This window comes from Citrobacter sp. 506 (assembly GCF_050434985.1).
GTDB classification, from domain to species: domain Bacteria; phylum Pseudomonadota; class Gammaproteobacteria; order Enterobacterales; family Enterobacteriaceae; genus Citrobacter; species Citrobacter braakii.
Map to the genome: position 1 here is coordinate 182,422 of NZ_JBNDJN010000003.1, position 18,397 is coordinate 200,818.

General features: G+C 52.1%; 14 protein-coding genes and 1 tRNA gene. 10 read left to right on the plus strand and 5 right to left on the minus strand.

The window, feature by feature from the left end:
• Positions 1–69: 69 nt before the first annotated feature.
• From idnR to idnD, 4 genes are all read right to left on the minus strand, one after another.
• The gene (idnR, locus tag ABIE10_RS13835) at positions 70–1,068 is read right to left on the minus strand and encodes a DNA-binding transcriptional regulator IdnR (RefSeq protein ID WP_049283012.1); all 999 of its coding nucleotides are present in this window, start codon (positions 1,066–1,068) and stop codon (positions 70–72) included.
• Positions 1,069–1,120: 52 nt separating this feature from the next.
• Positions 1,121–2,440 carry a gnt-II system L-idonate transporter gene (idnT, locus tag ABIE10_RS13840; RefSeq protein WP_016155581.1) on the minus strand — a complete coding sequence of 440 codons (1,320 nt, stop codon included), beginning with the start codon at positions 2,438–2,440 and terminating at the stop codon, positions 1,121–1,123.
• Between the two features lie 187 nt (positions 2,441–2,627).
• The gene (idnO, locus tag ABIE10_RS13845; protein WP_016151510.1) at positions 2,628–3,392 is read right to left on the minus strand and encodes a gluconate 5-dehydrogenase; all 765 of its coding nucleotides are present in this window, start codon (positions 3,390–3,392) and stop codon (positions 2,628–2,630) included.
• Positions 3,393–3,403: 11 nt separating this feature from the next.
• The gene (gene idnD, locus ABIE10_RS13850) at positions 3,404–4,447 is read right to left on the minus strand and encodes an L-idonate 5-dehydrogenase (RefSeq protein WP_016155582.1); all 1,044 of its coding nucleotides are present in this window, start codon (positions 4,445–4,447) and stop codon (positions 3,404–3,406) included.
• A gap of 217 nt (positions 4,448–4,664) precedes the next feature.
• On the opposite strand from idnD, the gene idnK reads away from it, so the two are divergent.
• Entirely contained in the window at positions 4,665–5,186 is a 522-nt protein-coding gene (gene idnK / locus ABIE10_RS13855; protein ID WP_047358547.1) for a gluconokinase, read from the plus strand.
• 30 nt (positions 5,187–5,216) lie between these two features.
• Here the strand turns inward: idnK and ahr are convergent, their stop codons facing one another.
• A complete protein-coding gene (ahr, locus tag ABIE10_RS13860) occupies positions 5,217–6,236 on the minus strand; it encodes an NADPH-dependent aldehyde reductase Ahr (protein WP_429156065.1) in 1,020 nt (339 codons plus the stop codon).
• A 219-nt stretch (positions 6,237–6,455) separates the two neighbouring features.
• Between ahr and ABIE10_RS13865 the strand changes: the two genes are divergently transcribed.
• The 9 genes from ABIE10_RS13865 to ABIE10_RS13905 all read left to right on the plus strand — a co-directional run bounded on the left by ABIE10_RS13865 (position 6,456) and on the right by ABIE10_RS13905 (position 18,029).
• Positions 6,456–6,540, plus strand: a tRNA-Leu gene (locus ABIE10_RS13865).
• A gap of 198 nt (positions 6,541–6,738) precedes the next feature.
• Positions 6,739–8,013 carry a tyrosine-type recombinase/integrase gene (locus tag ABIE10_RS13870; RefSeq protein WP_185922531.1) on the plus strand — a complete coding sequence of 425 codons (1,275 nt, stop codon included), beginning with the start codon at positions 6,739–6,741 and terminating at the stop codon, positions 8,011–8,013.
• A 351-nt stretch (positions 8,014–8,364) separates the two neighbouring features.
• A complete protein-coding gene (locus tag ABIE10_RS13875; RefSeq protein WP_168404052.1) occupies positions 8,365–8,604 on the plus strand; it encodes an HTH-like domain-containing protein in 240 nt (79 codons plus the stop codon).
• 39 nt (positions 8,605–8,643) lie between these two features.
• Positions 8,644–11,091, plus strand: coding sequence for a type I restriction-modification system subunit M (locus ABIE10_RS13880; RefSeq protein ID WP_185922532.1), 2,448 nt, complete (start codon positions 8,644–8,646; stop codon positions 11,089–11,091).
• Positions 11,091–12,464: a restriction endonuclease subunit S gene (locus tag ABIE10_RS13885; RefSeq protein ID WP_223283569.1), complete on the plus strand. Its 1,374-nt coding sequence runs from the start codon at positions 11,091–11,093 to the stop codon at positions 12,462–12,464. Before ABIE10_RS13880 ends, ABIE10_RS13885 begins: the two co-directional genes overlap by 1 nt.
• A 12-nt stretch (positions 12,465–12,476) precedes the next feature.
• Positions 12,477–13,133 carry a type II toxin-antitoxin system toxin DNA ADP-ribosyl transferase DarT gene (darT, locus tag ABIE10_RS13890; protein WP_185922533.1) on the plus strand — a complete coding sequence of 219 codons (657 nt, stop codon included), beginning with the start codon at positions 12,477–12,479 and terminating at the stop codon, positions 13,131–13,133.
• A complete protein-coding gene (gene darG, locus ABIE10_RS13895; RefSeq protein ID WP_185922534.1) occupies positions 13,130–14,197 on the plus strand; it encodes a type II toxin-antitoxin system antitoxin DNA ADP-ribosyl glycohydrolase DarG in 1,068 nt (355 codons plus the stop codon). The genes darT and darG overlap by 4 nt, the downstream gene beginning before the upstream one ends.
• 20 nt (positions 14,198–14,217) lie before the next feature.
• Positions 14,218–17,313: a type I restriction endonuclease subunit R gene (locus ABIE10_RS13900; protein WP_185922535.1), complete on the plus strand. Its 3,096-nt coding sequence runs from the start codon at positions 14,218–14,220 to the stop codon at positions 17,311–17,313.
• Entirely contained in the window at positions 17,313–18,029 is a 717-nt protein-coding gene (locus ABIE10_RS13905) for a M48 family metallopeptidase (RefSeq protein ID WP_185922536.1), read from the plus strand. Before ABIE10_RS13900 ends, ABIE10_RS13905 begins: the two co-directional genes overlap by 1 nt.
• Positions 18,030–18,397 lie beyond the last annotated feature (368 nt).

The following is an 18,397-nucleotide window of genomic DNA, read 5'->3' on the forward strand; positions in this document are numbered from 1 at the left end:
TCCATTTATCTTGCCTGGAGTATAGGCAATGTCCATCAAAGAGAGTATGCGATGGCCGGAGAAAATGACTTAAAGCGTATTGCCGTGATAAATCTGGTACCCCAAATCCACGGTGTTGTGGTTATGGTCGTTGTTCTTGATTTTGCTCAGCAACATCTGCGCTGCCATGCGGCCAATGTCAAAACGCGGGGTGATCACGCTGGCGAGGCTTGGGATCATCTGCCTGCCCATTTCCAGCCCGTGGAAACCGGCAATCGAGATCTGTTCCGGAACGGCCAGATCGCGCTCGCGGCACAGCAGCAGCGCGCCCATCGCAATATCGTCGTTGGTGCAAAAAACGCCGTCTAAATCCGGATGCGCGGCGAGCGCGTCCCGCATCATCTGGGTGCCGAGATGGATGGACGAAATAGAACGCGGATTGACGCGCAGCGGCGCCAGACCCCGGCGCGTCATGGCATCGCAATAGCCGCGATAGCGCTGTTCATCGCGGACGTCGTCTTTCGAACCGAGATAGAGGATTTTGTGCCGCTGGCGTTTATCCAGCATGGTGCTGACCATATCAAACGCCGCCTGACGGTTATCGAAGCCTACTTCCATGTCCAGACGATCGCCCTGAATATCCATCAGCTCCACCACCGGAATGTTGGCTGAACGCAGAAACTTCACCGTGCGCAGGGTGTGATATTTCTCGGACAGGATAATGCCGTCGATATTGTATGACAGCAGATTGATTACCGACTCTTCCTCGGATTCCCGGTCGTAATTGTAGTTGGCGATCAGCGTCTGATAGTTATGGTCCGAGGTGACCGACTCAATGCCGGCCAGAATGTCTGCGAACAGCTGGTTTTGAAACGAGGGGATCAGCACGCCAAGCGTATAGCTTTGCGCATTCAGCAGCATCGCGGGCGCGCGGTTGGGGATGTAATTAATCTCCTCCATAATCTGCGCGATGCGTTCACCGGTTTCCTTTGCGACCTTTTTTGGCGAGCGAATGTAGCGGCTCACCGTCATTTTGGTCACGCCCGCCAGCGTGGCGATGTCTTGCAAAGAAATTCTGTGGTTCCTCATTTTCTCTCCAGTGCCGGGGAGCGCGGATCTGTGCTCCCCGGTGATGACCGTCTTAATGCAGAATGGCGTTCAGCGCCAGAACCCCCAGCAGCCCCATAATGGAAATCAGCGTCTCCATTACCGTCCAGGTACGCAACGTTTCCCCGACGCTGAGATTAAAATAGCCTTTAAACAGCCAAAATCCCGGATCGTTAACGTGGGAGGCAATCACGCTGCCCGCGCCGGTAGCCAGTACCATCAGCGCCGGGTCGGCGTGAGTGACGTTAATAATCGGCAGTACCACGCCTGCGGTGGTGATCGCCGCCACGGTGGCTGAACCGAGCGCAATACGCAGCAAGGCGGCGACCGTCCAGCACATCAGCAACGGAGAAAGCGACGTGCCGGTCATCAGGTGCGAGATATATTGCCCCACGCCGCTGTCGACCAGAACCTGCTTAAACGCGCCGCCCCCGGCGATGATAAACACAATCATCGCAATCGCACCGATAGAGTCGCCAATGATATCCATAATTTGCTCGATCGTACGTCCGTTACGTCGGCCAAGGGTAAAAATGGCGAGCACGATAGCGATAAACAACGCGACCGCAGGGTTACCGATAAATTCAAAGAACACCCGTACGCTGTTGGTTTTCGGCAGCGTGATTTCGCACACTGCGGCGACCGCCATCAGTATGACCGGGATTACCGCGGCAAAGATACTGTTCCAGAACGACGGCATCTCTTCTTCGGTGAACAGATGCGGGTTGAATAACCCTTCCGGCGGCGCTTTCTCAAAGCGGGTCAGCAGCTTAGAAAACAGCGGCCCGGCAACAATCACCGTCGGGATAGTAATAATAAAGCCGTACAGCAGGGTGGTGCCGAGATTAGCCTCGAAAATGGTGGCAATCGCGGTCGGCCCCGGATGCGGCGGCAGAAAACAGTGGGTCACGGACAGCGCAGCTACCATCGGGACGCCAACATACAGCAGCGGCAGGCCGGAAGAGGCCACCACCGTAAACACCAGCGGCAGCAGCAGAACAAAGCCGACTTCGAAAAACATCGCCAGACCCACCACCAGACCGGTGATCACCAGCGCCCACTGCACGCGTTTTTTACCAAACGTGCCAATCAGCGTGGTGGCGATGCGCTGAGCCGCGCCGGTATCGGAAATCAGCTTACCGAGCATTGCACCGAAGCCAAGGATCATCGCCAGACCGCCGAGCGTCCCACCGATCCCATTTTGTATTGAATGCAAAACGGCCTGGGCATCCATCCCTTCGGCAAAACCGACGACCGCCGCCACCAGGACCAGAGCAATAAAGCCGTTAACTTTAAAACCAATCATCAGGACCAGGAGCAGCGCGACGCCTGCCGCAATTATTATTAATGGCATAATCGTTTCTCTTATATCCCCGTCATACTGCAAGTTGCAGGTGTGTTGGCTACGCTCACTCACCCGAATCACTTACTCAAGTAAGCTCATCGGGTTCATTCACTTGCCGCCGTCCTGCAACTCGAATTATTTAGGGGTGGCCAAAAATGCAGCGCCTGGGCGCTGCGTGATGTTGCGTTGTGTTGTATCAGACGGCGACCAGCATGCCGCCATCGACAAACAACAGGTGCCCGTTAACAAAATCGGATGCTTTGGAAGAGAGGAAGACCGCCGCGCCAATCAGCTCCTGCGGATCGCCCCAGCGCGCGGCTGGCGTACGTTTGCACAGCCAGGCGGTGAAGGCTTCATCCTCGACCAGCGCTTTGGTCATCTCGGTTTTGAAGTAGCCCGGTGCGATACCGTTGACCTGGATATTGTGGCGCGCCAGCTCAACGCACATACCGCGGGTGAGCATTTTCACCGCGCCTTTCGAGGCGGCATACGGCGTAATGGTGTCGCGGCCCAGTTCGCTTTGCATGGAGCAGATGTTGATGACTTTCCCGGCCTGACGTTCCACCATCCGACGCGTTACTGCCTGCGAGACCAGGAACACCGCCGTCTGGTTAACGGCAATCACATCGTTCCAGTCCTGCTCCGGGAACTCGGTAAACGGATGGCGGCGCTGAATACCGGCGTTATTCACCAGCACATCGATTGGGCCAATGTCTTTTTCGATATGGTCGATGGCGGCATCAATGTCCTGTTTCTGCGTAACATTGAAGGGCGCGGCAACGGCGCGGATCCCTTCCTGTTGCAGTTTGGCGACGGCAGCCTCCGCGCGCTCCGGCGTAATATCATTGACGATAATCTGCGCGCCATATTTACCCAGCCCGGTCGCCAGTAAATAACCAATACCCTGGGCCGAACCGGTGATCAGAATATTTTTGCCATCCAGCGAAAAAAGATCGTTCATTATGTTCTTCCTTATTTTGTTTCAGCAAAAACGAGCTGGACTTTCGCTGCCTGGGTTTTATCTCCGGCAAAGATCAGCGCCTGTTCAAGCTCGGTAAACGGATATTCGGCGCTGAGTAATGGCAGCGGATCGATAACGTTATTCGCCAGCCACGACACCGCAGTGTTGAACTCGGTGGTAAAGCGGAACGAGCCTTTGAGCGCGATCTCTTTGCCGATCAGCATCATCATCGGGAAGTCCGGCACCGCGCCGCCCATGCCGACCTGCACCATCACGCCTTTCGCGCGGGTGACCTCCAGGCAGGTGGTGATTGAGGACGGATGACCAGAGACTTCGAAGCTGACGTCGAAGTAGCCTTTTTCTTTTTTCCACTCATCGAGCGAGTCCTGCTGCGGGTTAATCAGCGTGTCAGCACCCATCTGCTGGGCCAGCGACAGCGAGCGCGGGCTGATATCAGCACAGACAATTTCTGCTGCGCCGAGCGTTTTCACCGCGCTGACGATCAGGCAGCCGATAGGCCCCACGCCGGAGATAAACACGCGCTTGCCCTGCAGGTCTCCTGCTTCATGCGCGGCGTGGATCGCGACTGCCAGCGGTTCGGCAAAGGCCATGACTTTTTCATCGGCGTGCTGGGGGTAGGGGATGCACTGCGCGGTATCGACGGTTTTAAATCGGGTAAAGCCGCCGTCAACGTGGGGAAAATACATGGCGCTGCCAAAAAAGCGCATTTCCGTGCACTGGTTTTCTTCGTGCTGCAGACAGTATTTACAGTGGCCACAGGGCTTCGACGGATTAATAGCCACCGACTGACCTTCATGTAATTCTTTTGAGTCGCTGTGCACCACTTTACCAATAACTTCATGGCCTAAAATCATCGGTGCTTTAACGGTAAAATTACCGACTTTTCCTTCCTGATAATAATGTAAGTCGGAACCACAAATTCCGCCGCGGGTAATTTGTACCAGCGTTCCTTTATTATTCCATTCAATATTTTGGTCGGTAATGGCAACAGTTTTCTTACCCGCGACAACGCAGGATTGGGTTTTGACTTGCATAAATGCCTCACTGGTCAGGTAGTAACCTCGGCAGCATTTAAACGGTTTTGATTGTTATTATTTGTGATAAAGATCACGCTGGAAAATTGTTACACTACAATGTTACGCATAACGTGATGCGCCTTGTAAATCTGCTCAGCCACGCCAAAAAAAGGTGAATTCTGCAATGTGGAAGGCGTAGTATCGCGCCATGGAATATGAATCTGGAGTTTTTTCAATGGCCGGGGAAAGTTATATTTTGATGGGCGTTTCGGGTAGCGGTAAATCTTTAATTGGCAGCAAAATTGCTGCAGTATTATCGGCCAAATTCATTGATGGTGACGATCTCCATCCGGCCAAAAATATTGATAAAATGTCTGAAGGTATTCCATTAACCGATGAAGACCGATTACCGTGGTTAGCGCGATTAAATGACGCTTCATACAGTTTATATAAAAAGAATGAGACCGGGTTTATTGTCTGCTCGTCATTAAAAAAACAGTATCGCGATATATTGCGGCAGGGCAGTCCGAATGTGCATTTTTTGTGGCTGGACGGCGATTACGAGACCATTCTGGCGCGCATGCAGCGTCGGGCAGGGCATTTTATGCCGGTGGGATTACTAAAAAGCCAGTTCGATGCGCTGGAGTGCCCGCAGGAGGACGAACGTGATATTGCCCGCATCGACGTGAACCATGACATTGAGCATGTGACGGAACAGTGCCGCCAGGCGGTGCTCGCGTTTCGTAACGGGCAATAAGCCCAGCCCCTTGCGGGACTGAGCCTTGCATCAGAAGTCGGCTTTCAGCACCACGCGGTAGCGGGCTTTGCCGTCACGCACGTGCTGGATAGCGTCGTTAATTTGCGACATCGGGTACAGTTCGGTGGTGGGCGACACCTTGCTGCGTCCGGCAAACTTCATCAGCTTGCGCAGTTCGAACGGCGTACCGGTTGCCGAACCGGAGATGCTGCGATCGCCGGAAATTAAGGTGAACGCTGGCACCGGCAGCGGCTTCAGCACCGCGCCGACGGTATGGAAGTTACCGCCGTAGGCCAGTGCTTCAAAATAAGGCTGCCAGTCGAGATCGACGTTAACCGTGTTAATAATGAGATCGAACTGGCCCGCCAGCGCTTTTAGTGCATCCGGATCGCGGCTGTTAACCACCTTATCCGCTCCCATCGCCAGCACTTCCTGCTCTTTCGCCGGATTGGAGCTGAACGCGGTCACTTCGCACCCCATCGCGTGTAACAGCTTAATGGCGATATGCCCCAGGCCGCCGATGCCGATCACCCCAACGTGGCTGGTGGCGGTGATATGGTGCATCAGCAGCGGTTTGAACACCGTGATACCACCGCACAGCAAGGGACCCGCCGCCGCCAGATCGATGCTTTCCGGCAGCGGGATCACCCACTGCCAGTCGGCCCGCAGCTTCTCGGCAAAGCCACCGCGATTGAGAATAGTGGGAACGGAACCTTCCAGACAGTTAATCTGATTGCCGCTGATACAGGCGTCGCAATGCCCGCAGCTGCGCGCCGTCCAGCCAATGCCGACTCGCTGACCAACCTTCAGACCTTTATCTTGCGCCGCGCTACCAAGCGCTGCCACGCGACCAATCACCTCATGCCCGGCCACCAGCGGATACTGAGAGAACCCCCATTCGTTGTCGATCATCGACAAATCGGAATGGCAGATACCGCAGTAATCGACCTGGACTTCGACATCTTCCGGCTTAAGCTCGCCCGCATCATATTCATAGAGTTCGAGTTCGCTGCCCGCCGCTTTTGCGGCGTAGCTTTTTATCATCGACATCGTGTTTCCCTCAGTGTGGTGTTGAACTGGAAGTGTAGAGCATGGGGAAACGGGACGCTTCGCAGAAGGGGGATTAATAAGGGGGCAAACTGTGACGATGGTTGCAGGTGAGAAAGGGAATGCTGAAATTTTCAACACTTAGCGAGTCAGGCACACGCTGGTGCTTGCATGGTGGCGCATGACAGGTATAATCCACAACGTTTTCCGCATCCCTTCCGTGCCGGAGTGGCGAAATCGGTAGACGCAGTTGATTCAAAATCAACCGTAGAAATACGTGCCGGTTCGAGTCCGGCCTTCGGCACCATCGGAACATCAATAGACGTCAACGGACGTCTTTTTTTGTGCCTGAAATCCAGTATCCACAAGGCTTCCCTCGCTTTTTCACTCAACCTAAGTCAACCTGATTCAATCTACATCAACTTACTGATGCGGGTACAACTGCGGGTATATCGCGGTTCGATAATGTTTGTACCCACACAGAACCCTTGAAAGGATACTCATCATGGCTCTGAGTGATGTGAAGGTTCGTTCGGCTAAGCCTGAAGCAAAAGCCTATAAGCTGACTGATGGCGAAGGCATGGTTTTGCTGGTTCACCCGAACGGTTCCAAATATTGGCGTCTACGTTATCGTTTTGGCGGTAAAGAGAAGATGCTAGCGTTGGGGAAATACCCCGAAGTATCGCTGGCGGATGCCAGGGCACGCCGGGATGAAGCCCGTAAGCTATTAGCTCATGGCGTCGATCCCAGTGAGAACAAGAAAGCCGTTAAGGTAGAGCAGGAGCAAGAGGCAATAACGTTTGAAGTGGTTGCCAGAGACTGGCATGCCAGCAATCAGAAGTGGTCTGCATCGCACAGTACCCGTGTTTTGAAAAGCCTTGAAGATAATCTCTTTGCTGCTATTGGTAAGCGGAACATTGCGGAGCTGAAGACACGAGATTTGCTTGTACCCATTAAGGCGGTGGAATCATCCGGACGACTCGAAGTTGCCGCCCGTTTACAACAGCGTACTACCGCGATTATGCGCTTTGCTGTGCAGAGCGGCTTAATCGACTATAACCCCGCGCAAGAGATTGCCGGTGCGGTTGCTACGGCAAAAAGACAGCATCGTGCGGCTCTGGAGCTTAACCGCATACCTGAATTACTTCATCGCATTGATCACTATTCTGGAAGACCATTAACCCGACTTGCTGTCGAACTTACCTTGTTAGTTTTTATCCGCTCAAGCGAGCTGCGTTTTGCCCGCTGGTCAGAAGTCGATTTTGAAACGGCCATGTGGACGATTCCCGGTGAGCGTGAACCATTGGAAGGTGTAAAGCATTCTCAACGTGGTTCAAAGATGCGGACGCCCCATCTTGTTCCCTTATCGCGTCAGGCCTTAGCTATTCTGGAAAAGATCAAAAGTATGAATGGGAATCGAGAGCTGATTTTCGTAGGCGATCACGATCTCCGTAAGCCGATGAGTGAGAATACGGTGAACAAAGCTCTTCGAGTGATGGGCTATGACACAAAAACGGAAGTCTGTGGGCATGGCTTCAGGACCATGGCGTGTAGTTCACTGATAGAATCGGGCTTGTGGTCTAGGGATGCGGTAGAGCGGCAGATGAGCCATCAGGAGCGTAGCTCTGTTCGGGCGGCTTACATCCATAAGGCGGAGCATCTGGGAGAGAGGAGGCTGATGCTGCAGTGGTGGGCTGATTATCTTGATGCGAATCGAGAAAAAATCTTTTCTCCTTTTGATTATGCAAAAATCAATAACCCATTAAGCCAGAATAAGTAACTGTGCAAGAAAGCTGCTAGCAATAGTTGGCGCGAGTAGAACTAATCGGCTTTGAGGCTACAGTCACGCCTTGTGATACCTGACCCAGCTATCTAGTAATGATCGCTGAGTCAGGTATAAAAAATGTAAATGTATGATAGTCACAAATAAGCGATATCTTTAGGAAACTAACCCAGAAATCTAATTTCGTAGACGCTGATGAGAAAATCTAGATGGCTGATTTGCTCAAAGATATTTTCTTTGTTCGAAAACTGTGCAATCAGAACCGCTGAATGTCTTACTCATTGAACCCAACGTCAATTTTAGCTAATTTAGCTAAATTATCTAGCATGTCCACGGATGCCAGCCTTTATGAATGAAAACGAAATATACCATCGTATCCAGCAAGCGCTATCCGAAGCACCGCGTAATCAGTACACCGTTGAGCTGCATCTGCAAATGATCAAATATGCCGACGAACTGGAACACATTACGGCAAAAGCCTTTTGCGAAGGCACCGGTCTGAGCCAGAGTCTCGGCACCGAATTCAGCAAAATGCGTAACTTAACTCGTCGGCTGAAAGCCGCCGGACTGAACACCGATCTGCTGTAACCCGCTTACGGTACGTCATCGCACGAAACGAGATATTTAATGGCTATCAAGAAAACCGAACTCTACTCCTCCCTGTGGGCAAGCTGCGACGAACTGCGCGGCGGGATGGACGCCAGCCAGTACAAGGACTATGTGCTGACCCTACTGTTTATGAAGTATGTGTCCGACAAATATAAGGGCGATCCCGACGGCATTATCCTTATCCCAAAAGGGGCCAGCTTTGACGATATGATCGCGCTGAAGAACGATAAAGAAATCGGCGATAAAATTAACAAAATTATCCAAGCGCTGGCTGAAGAAAACGGTTTGAAAGGTGTAATCGATGCCGATTTTAACGATGAGGATAAACTCGGTAAAGGCAAAGAGATGGTTGATCGTCTGACGAAGCTAGTCGGCATCTTCGAAGGGCTGGATCTGTCCGGCAACCGGGCCGAAGGCGACGATCTGCTGGGCGATGCCTATGAGTACCTGATGCGCCACTTCGCCACCGAATCCGGCAAAAGTAAGGGGCAGTTTTACACACCAGCGGAGGTGTCGCGCGTTCTGGCGAAAGTGATCGGTATTACGCCCGATACGCCGCAGGATGCGACGGTGTACGACCCGACCTGTGGTTCTGGCTCGCTGCTGCTGAAAGTCAGCGATGAAGCCCGGCGCGGGCTGTCGATCTATGGGCAGGAGATGGACAACGCCACCAGCGCGCTGGCGCGGATGAACATGATCCTGCATAACAATGCCACTGCCGCAACCACTATTTGGCAGGGCAATACCCTGAGCGATCCGCAGTGGAAAGAGGCCAACGGCAAACTGAAAACCTTCGATTTCGCCGTGGCGAACCCGCCGTTTTCCAATAAAAACTGGACCAGCGGACTGGATCCGAAGAAAGATCCATTTGAGCGCTTCGTCTGGGGCGTCCCGCCGGAGAAGAATGGCGATTACGCCTTTTTGCTACATATTATCAAGAGCCTGAAAAGCACCGGCAAAGGGGCTGTGATCCTGCCACACGGTGTGCTGTTCCGCGGCAACGCTGAGGCGAATATTCGCGAAAACCTGATAAAACAGGGCTATATCAAGGGCATTATCGGCTTACCGGCCAACCTGTTTTACGGCACCGGCATCCCGGCGTGCATTATCGTGATTGATAAGGAACACGCCCACAGCCGCAAAGGCATTTTTATGATCGACGCCAGCCGGGGCTTTATCAAGGACGGCAACAAGAACCGCCTGCGCAGCCGGGATATTCACCGCATCGTGGACGTGTTTAACCACCAGCGCACGGTGTCCGGCTACAGCCGGATGGTGCCGTTAAGTGAAATTGCCAGCGAACAAAATAATTACAACCTGAATATCCCCCGCTATATCGACGGTGGCGAACCGGAAGATCTACACGATCTGACCGCCCACTTACAGGGCGGTATTCCGGCCCGCGATGTTGATGCCCTACAGGACTACTGGCGAGTCTTCCCTGCCCTGCGCGACGTACTTTTTACCGACGCTCGCCCCGGCTACTGTCGGGCGCAGGTAGAAGCCCAGCAGGTTAAACCGACCATTCTGGCGCATCAGGAATTTAAGGATTTTGCCACCCGCAGTCTGCTGCCGTTTAAGGCGTGGGAGAAAGAGGCGGCACTGAATGAGATCGGTAAGGGCGATAAACCTAAGGCGCTGATCCACGATATCGGCGAGATGCTGCTGGCGCAGTATGCCAACAGCGAGTTACTGAATAAATACAGCGTATACCAGATCCTCATGGACTACTGGGCCGACACCCTGCAGGACGATGTGTACGTGATCATGCAAGAGGGCTGGAAAGCCGCCGCGCAAATTCGCGAACTCCAGCCGGTAAAAGGCAAAGACGGAAAAAACGTCTGGAAAGAAGCGCACGATTTTGAGTTTGACAAGCGGCGCTACAAGGCCGACGTGCTGCCCCGTTCACTAGTGGAAATTCGCTGTTTCCCGCAACTACTGGACGCCCTAAACCGCGCACAGGAACATAGTGAAGAAGCGAGCCGTCAGTTAGCCGAGTATATCGAGGAGCAGGCAGGAGAAGACGATCTGCTGGCCGAGGCGAAGAACGATAAGGACAAGGTGACGCAAAAGCTGGTCAATGCTCGCCTGACTCAATTGAAGAAAACCACCGCCGACCCGGATGAGCTGGCGGCACTGACCCGCTGTCTGGCGCTGATTAAAGCAGAGGCGAATGCGAAAAAAGCGCTGAAATCTGCACAGGAAGCGCTGGATCGCGCGGTGTTTAAACATTATCCCTCATTAGATGAAGCGGCGATCAAAGTGCTGGTGGTGCAGGACAAGTGGCTGGCGACGTTGCAGGCCGGGATTAAAGCTGAGATTGAGCGTATCACCCAGCAACTGGCGGAGCGTGTGAAGGAACTGGAAGAGCGCTATGCCGAGCCGTTACCGGCGCTTGAAGCGTCCGTTGAAGCGTTGAGCGAGAAGGTGGCCGGGCATTTGCGGGCGATGGGGCTGGTGTGGTGATGGTGGATTTAATGGTGAGTGAGCAACAGTCGGATGCGGCGGAGAAAGGCGTGCCTGCGGGGTTTAAATTGACTGAGGTGGGGATTATTCCTGAGGATTGGGAGTGCAAATATCTCGGAGAACTTGGCGATATTGTTCGGGGAGGCTCTCCTCGCCCTGCAGGTGATCCTAAATATTTTGAGGGTGATTTTATCCCTTGGCTGACGGTTGCTTCATTGACGACAATCCCGGATGCCCAACAGATCGTTATGGCAACATCCTCGATGTTAACCGAATTAGGTTCTAAGCATAGCCGGACCTTAGAAAAAGGCACTCTTATTATTTCTAATAGTGGTGCAACACTTGGTGTTGCAAAACTTTTAGGAATAAAATGCTGTGCAAATGATGGTGTTGCTGCAATTATTAACCAACGAATCGGAAATAAATCATTTTTGATTCATTACATTAATACAATAACAAAAAGCCTTCATGACAAGATCGCAACGGGTAACGGACAGCCTAATCTAAATACTGATCTGATTAGACTTATTTCTGTACCTTTTCCAAACGAGCAAGAACAGGAAAAAATAGCAGATACGTTGTCTGATTGTGACAATTTTATTCTTAAACTAGAGCAACTAATCGCTAAGAAACAGGCCATCAAAACAGCCACCATGCAGCAACTGCTGACAGGTAAAACCCGTTTGCCGCAGTTTGTGTTGTGGGAAGATGGGGTTGCTAAGGGATACAAAAAGAGTGAATTGGGGGATATTCCTGAGGATTGGGATATTTCGACCTACGGTAAGGTTTTTTCATTTTTATCTACATCGACAAATGCAAGAAGCGATCTTTCTGATACTGGAGAGTACGGATATATTCATTATGGTGACATCCACACGAAGTGGAACAACAATTTGAATTTAGAGAATAGCTCCGTTCCCAGAATATCAAGCGACTTGGTATCTTCTTCGTTTATCGAAGAAGGTGATCTTATCATGGCTGATGCCTCAGAAGACTATGTTGGTATAGGAAAAAGCATTGAAATTCAAGGTGTAAGGGATAATATAATCGTTGCGGGATTACATACCTATTTGTTACGTGATGTGAACAATATATTTGTAGACGGTTTCCGAGGCTACCTACATTGTATTCGAGCCGTTAAAGCTAATATTGACCGACTGGCTACGGGTATGAAAGTCTTTGGGGTATCGAAGAATAACCTGAAAACAATCCCTATTCCTGTTCCTCCAAAAGAAGAGCAAACCGCCATCGCCGCCATACTCTCCGATATGGACAAGGAGATTCAGACCCTGCAAAAGCGTCTGGACAAAACTCGCCAGCTTAAACAGGGGATGATGCAGGAACTGTTAACCGGGAAAACTCGCTTAATATAGAAGGGAAAGCACATGGCTTATGACTACAGCGCTAATCTCAACCCGGAAAAAGCCCTGATCTGGCGTATTGTCCATCGGGACAATATCCCGTGGATACTGGACAACGGTTTGCACTGTGGCAACAGCCTGGTACAGGCTGCAAACTGGATCAATATAGGCAACCCAGAGCTTATCGACAAACGCGCCGGGCATCTGGTGCCTGCCGGGACGGGCGGGACGTTGCATGACTATGTGCCGTTTTACTTTACCCCCTTCTCACCAATGCTGATGAATATCCACAGCGGGCGCGGCGGCATTACGCAGCGCCCCAACGAAGAAATCATTATTCTGGTCAGCAGCCTGCGACACGTGGCGACGCAAAACGTCCCCTTCGTGTTTACCGACAGCCACGCCTACTATAACTGGACCAACTACTACACCCGTCTGGACGACCTGAATCAGATCGACTGGCCGATATTACAGGCGCGGGATTTCCGGCGCGATCCGGACGATCCGGCCAAATTTGAACGCTATCAGGCCGAGGCGTTAATCTGGCAGCACTGCCCAATCACACTGCTGGGCGGGATGATTTGTTACAACGATGGCGTCAGGTTACAATTAGAGCAGTGGCTGTCGCAACGCAATCTGTCAATGCCCGTTCACGCACGGGCCGGGTGGTATTTCTCATGATGACATATACACAAGGCAATTTACTGGACGCGCCCGTGGAAGCACTGGTGAATACGGTTAATACCGTCGGTGTCATGGGTAAAGGCATCGCGCTGATGTTCAAAGAGCGCTTCCCCGACAATATGAAAGCCTATGCCCTCGCCTGCAAGCAAAAGCAGGTTATGACCGGCAAGATGTTTATTACCGAAACCGGCGAACTGATGGGGCCACGTTGGATTGTCAACTTCCCCACCAAGCAGCACTGGCGCGCCGACTCCCGCATGGAGTGGATTGAAGACGGCTTGCAGGACCTACGCCGCTTTTTGATCGAAGAGAAAGTGCAGTCCATCGCCATTCCCCCGCTGGGCGCGGGCAACGGCGGATTGAACTGGCCGGACGTCCGGGTACGGATTGAATCTGCGCTGGGTGACCTTCAGGACACGGAAATCCTGATTTATGAGCCCACCGAAAAATACCAGAACGTCGCTAAGAGCACCGGCGTAAAAAAGCTCACGCCCGCCAGAGCGATGATTGCTGAACTGGTGCGCCGCTACTGGGTACTGGGGATGGAGTGCAGCCTGCTGGAAATCCAGAAGCTGGCATGGCTGTTGCAACGCGCCATTCAACAGCACCAGCAGGAAGATGTGCTAAAACTGCGGTTTGAGGCGCACTATTACGGCCCCTATGCCCCCAATCTGAACCATCTGCTTAACGCGCTGGACGGCACTTACCTGAAAGCCGAGAAACGCATCCCGGACAGCCAGCCGCTGGACGTGATCTGGTTTAACGATCGGGAAAAAGAACACATCAACCTCTGGCTGAATAACGAGGCCAAAGCGTGGCTACCGGCGCTTGAGCAGGTCAGCCAGTTGATTGACGGCTTTGAATCGCCGTTTGGTCTGGAGCTGCTGGCGACGGTTGACTGGCTGCTGACTCGAGGAGAATGCCAGCCCACGCTGGATTCAGTGAAAGAGGGCCTGCACCAGTGGCCTGCCGGTGAACGCTGGGCCAGCCGTAAGATAAAGCTCTTTGACGACAAGAATCTGCAATTTGCCATAAACCGCGTGATGGAGTTCCATTGCTGAACATTTAGGGAGAGCGCCCTTTGAGCACTATCGGCCAGCGCGAACGCGCCACACAGCAGCGTTTGATACAGTTTTTTGTTAAGGATTTAGGATACCGCTATCTGGGGCGGAGCGCAGGATATGCCGGTGACAGCAATATCGACACGGACATACTGAGTGCATGGCTGAAACGACGCGGCGTCAGCGATACCCTGATCACCCGCGTGCTTCGACAACTGGATTCCGCCGCCGCGCTGGGCGAAGGCAAGAAGCTGTATTACGCCAATAAAGAGGTCTATCGCCTGCTGCGTTACGGCGTAAAGGAAAAGGAAGGCGCGGGCGAGCAGAATCAGACCGTGTGGCTGATTGACTGGGGAAATCCCGAAGCCAATGATTTCGCCATCGCCGACGAGGTGACAGTCAAAGGTGAATACAGCAAGCGCCCGGATCTGGTGCTGTACGTTAACGGCATCGCGCTGGGCGTGATTGAGCTTAAACGCTCGTCTGTCCACGTTAGCGAAGGCATCCGGCAGAATCTCGATAATCAAAAGAAAACCTTTATCCGCAATTTCTTTACCACCATGCAACTGGTGATGGCAGGTAACGATACGCAGGGACTGCGCTACGGCACCATCGAAACGCCGGAAAAATATTATCTGGAGTGGAAAGAAGAAAATACCGGCGCATACACGCATAAACTCGACTTTCATTTAAGCCGCCTTTGCAGCAAATCAAGGCTGCTGGATATCGTCCATAACTACATGGCCTTTGACGCTGGAGTGAAAAAACTCTGTCGCCATAATCAGTTCTTTGGCGTCGAGGCAGCTAAACAGCATATTGCCCGTCGTGAAGGCGGGATTATCTGGCACACGCAGGGATCGGGTAAAAGCCTGACGATGGTCTGGCTGGCGAAGTGGATCCGTGAAAACGTACCCAATTCACGCGTGCTGATTGTGACCGACCGAACCGAGCTGGATGAACAGATCGAAAGCGTGTTTATGGGCGTGGATGAAGAGATTTATCGCACCTCCAGCGGCAACGACCTTATCGCGACGCTCAATCATCCTAACCCGTGGCTCATCTGCTCGCTGGTGCATAAGTTTGGTCGTCGTAGTGAAGCAGAAGACACCGCTGCAACCGACGACTTCATCACCGAGTTACAGCAATCCCTGACAAAAACGTTCCGCGCCAAAGGCGATCTGTTCGTCTTCGTCGATGAGTGCCACCGTACGCAGTCCGGCAAATTGCATAACGCGATGACCGCTATTCTGCCGGAAGCCCTGTTTATCGGTTTTACCGGCACGCCGCTGATGAAGAAAGATAAAAAGAAATCGGTGGAAGTGTTCGGCCCTTATATCCATACCTATAAGTTTGATGAAGCAGTAGCAGACGGCGTGGTGCTGGATCTGCGCTATGAGGCCCGCGATATTGACCAGTATCTGACGTCTGAGAAAAAGGTCGATGACTGGTTTGAAGCCAAAACGCGCGGCCTGTCAAATTTAGCCAAAACCCAGCTTAAGCAGAAATGGGGCTCAATGCAGAAACTGCTGTCCAGCAAGTCACGGCTGGAGCAGATCGTTAACGATATTCTGCTGGATATGGATACCCGTCCGCGCCTGATGGACGGACGTGGTAACGCCATGTTGGTATGCAGCAGCGTGTATCAGGCCTGTAAGGTTTACGAGATGTTCAGCCAGACCGATCTGGCGGGAAAAGTGGCGATTGTGACCAGCTTCCGTCCCGACGCGGCCAGTATCAAAGGTGAAGAAACCGGCGCGGGCCTGACCGAGAAACTGTTTAAATTCTCAACCTACCGCAAAATGCTGGCAGACTATTTTGAGCAAAGCGAAGAGAAGGTTGCCGGACGTATCGCCGAGTTCGAACGGGATGTTAAGCAGCGCTTTATTAATGAGCCGGGGCAAATGCGTCTGCTTATCGTGGTGGATAAGCTGCTGACCGGCTTTGACGCGCCGTCTGCTACCTATCTCTATATCGATAAAACCATGACAGACCATACGCTGTTTCAGGCGATTTGTCGGGTAAACCGGCTGGATGGGGAAGATAAAGAGTACGGCTATATTATCGATTATAAGGATCTGTTCCGTTCTCTGGATAAAGCGATAACCGATTACACAACGGGCGCGTTTGACGATTACGATCGGGATGATGTTGATGGCCTGCTGAAAAATCGTCTGGAGCAGGCAAAGCTGGATCTTGACAGCGCGCTGGAGGTGGTTCGCAGCCTGTGCGAACCCGTCAGGGCACCGCGCGATTTGCCGGACTATCAGCACTATTTCTGCGGTCAGTCGGGGGAAAACCAGACGATATTAGGCGAGAAAGAGGCGCTACGCCTATCATTCTACCAGAATGTCGCCCGCCTGCTGCGCGCTTACGCCAGCCTGGCAAATGAAATGCAGGAAGCGGGTTATACCGATGAGGAAGTGGAAAGCATACGCGACGAAGTCGCTAAATTCGAGAGACTGCGCTACGACATTAAACTGACCAGCGGCGATCTGCTGGACATGAAGCGCTTTGAACCCGCCATGCGCCACCTGCTGGATATGTACGTTCGCGCCGACGGTAGCGAAGTACTTATGGATTTCGAAGAGTTAAGCCTGATTGAGCTGATTGTTGAAAAAGGAGCAGCTGCAACCGCTGCTCTGCCGGACGAGATCCGCAACAATCAGGATGCGATGGCGGAAACCATCGAAAACAACGTGCGAAAAACTATCGTGGATGAAAACCCGGTTAACCCGAAATACTACGGGCGCATGTCGCTGTTGCTGGATGAGCTAATTACCCTACGCCGCCAGAATGCGCTTGATTATCAGCAGTATCTGGAACGTATCCGGGATTTGAGCAAGCAGGTCATACGTCCAGAACAAACCAACGGAGCATCCTATCCTGAAACAATGGATACGCAGGCAAAGCGCGCGTTTTATGATAACTTCGGTCATGACGAGGTGCTGGCAACCCTTATTGATACGACAATCCGCTATACCAAAAAAGCGGAGTGGATTGGCGATCGTTTTAAGGAACGAGAACTTGCCCGTGCACTGCGCGAAGAAACCGCCAGTTATAACGTCAATATTGATGACGTTCTTGAGCTTGCCCGCAAGCAAAAGGAATACCACTGATGCCGGTCATGCAGATAGGCACGCTGCGCTTACAGATCAATCGTAAAGCGATTAAGAACTTGCATATCAGCGTCCTGCCGCCTGACGGCAAAGTCCGCGTTTCAGCCCCGGAACACATGACAGAAACTGCGATACGAATGGCGGTCGCTTCCCGCTTTCGCTGGATCCGAAAACAACAGCAGGATTTCGCCAGACAGCCACGCCAGTCCGAGCGGGAGATGGTCAGCGGAGAATGCCACTATCTTTGGGGTCGTAAATATCGCTTGTTTGTGATCGAGCGTCAGGGACGTCATGAGGTGAAAATTGCGGGAAATAATAAACTCCAGCTTTATGTTCAGCCGGGAACCAGCAATGAAAATAAGGAGCTGGTATTAACCGATTTTTATCGGCATGAGCTGAAACGGCAGGTCGCTAAATTACTACCTGAATGGCAGGACAGAACCGGTGTTTCCCCGACGTTCTGGGGCATAAAAAAGATGAAAACCTTTTGGGGCACCTGTAATACCACCACAAAGCGAGTCTGGCTCAATCTGGAACTGGTTAAGAAACCACCTGAGTGTCTGGAGTATATTCTGGTGCATGAACTGGTTCATCTACTGGAGCGTCATCACAACGAGCGTTTCCGTATACATATGGACCGCTTGATCCCTAACTGGCGCGAGCGGCGAGATTTGCTCAATAAGATGCCACTGGCGTTTGAGACGTGGGACTATTAGTCGTTTCCTATTTTGCGATAGATGTAAACTTAAAGACTTATGAAGTTGTATATCTCAAGATTGGGGGGGATGCTTTCGTCAGCGATTAGGGGGTAACCGTATCAATTGGGCGGTCTTATAAACGAAAGCCAGCTTGTTGCCATCGGTGTCCCTGTAGGGCGTCCATCAAACTATTTGTGGTCGTGCCATCCTATTTATCAAAAGGTCTGCAGACCCTCAGTGCCGTCGTGTTATTACCGTTGAAAACGCCCAGCTACGCGACGTATTCATTCCTGCCACAATGGGTATAGCTCTGCATCTCCATGAACGGATAGTCGAATGTGAGGGCATGTGGCAGGTAGTTTGTTTTAAGCATAATGTAAGAAAAC

Bases quoted from the DNA above. Each gene is read 5' to 3' on its own strand.
- idnR (WP_049283012.1), bottom strand. From the start codon at position 1,068: ATGAGGAACCACAGAATTTCTTTGCAAGACATCGCCACGCTGGCGGGC.
- darG (WP_185922534.1), top strand. From the start codon at position 13,130: ATGATGACATATACACAAGGCAATTTACTGGACGCGCCCGTGGAAGCA.
- ABIE10_RS13870 (WP_185922531.1), top strand. From the start codon at position 6,739: ATGGCTCTGAGTGATGTGAAGGTTCGTTCGGCTAAGCCTGAAGCAAAA.
- idnK (WP_047358547.1), top strand. From the start codon at position 4,665: ATGGCCGGGGAAAGTTATATTTTGATGGGCGTTTCGGGTAGCGGTAAA.
- ABIE10_RS13880 (WP_185922532.1), top strand. From the start codon at position 8,644: ATGGCTATCAAGAAAACCGAACTCTACTCCTCCCTGTGGGCAAGCTGC.
- idnD (WP_016155582.1), bottom strand. From the start codon at position 4,447: ATGCAAGTCAAAACCCAATCCTGCGTTGTCGCGGGTAAGAAAACTGTT.
- idnT (WP_016155581.1), bottom strand. From the start codon at position 2,440: ATGCCATTAATAATAATTGCGGCAGGCGTCGCGCTGCTCCTGGTCCTG.
- ABIE10_RS13905 (WP_185922536.1), top strand. From the start codon at position 17,313: ATGCCGGTCATGCAGATAGGCACGCTGCGCTTACAGATCAATCGTAAA.
- idnO (WP_016151510.1), bottom strand. From the start codon at position 3,392: ATGAACGATCTTTTTTCGCTGGATGGCAAAAATATTCTGATCACCGGT.
- ahr (WP_429156065.1), bottom strand. From the start codon at position 6,236: ATGTCGATGATAAAAAGCTACGCCGCAAAAGCGGCGGGCAGCGAACTC.
- ABIE10_RS13885 (WP_223283569.1), top strand. From the start codon at position 11,091: ATGGTGGATTTAATGGTGAGTGAGCAACAGTCGGATGCGGCGGAGAAA.
- ABIE10_RS13875 (WP_168404052.1), top strand. From the start codon at position 8,365: ATGAATGAAAACGAAATATACCATCGTATCCAGCAAGCGCTATCCGAA.
- darT (WP_185922533.1), top strand. From the start codon at position 12,477: ATGGCTTATGACTACAGCGCTAATCTCAACCCGGAAAAAGCCCTGATC.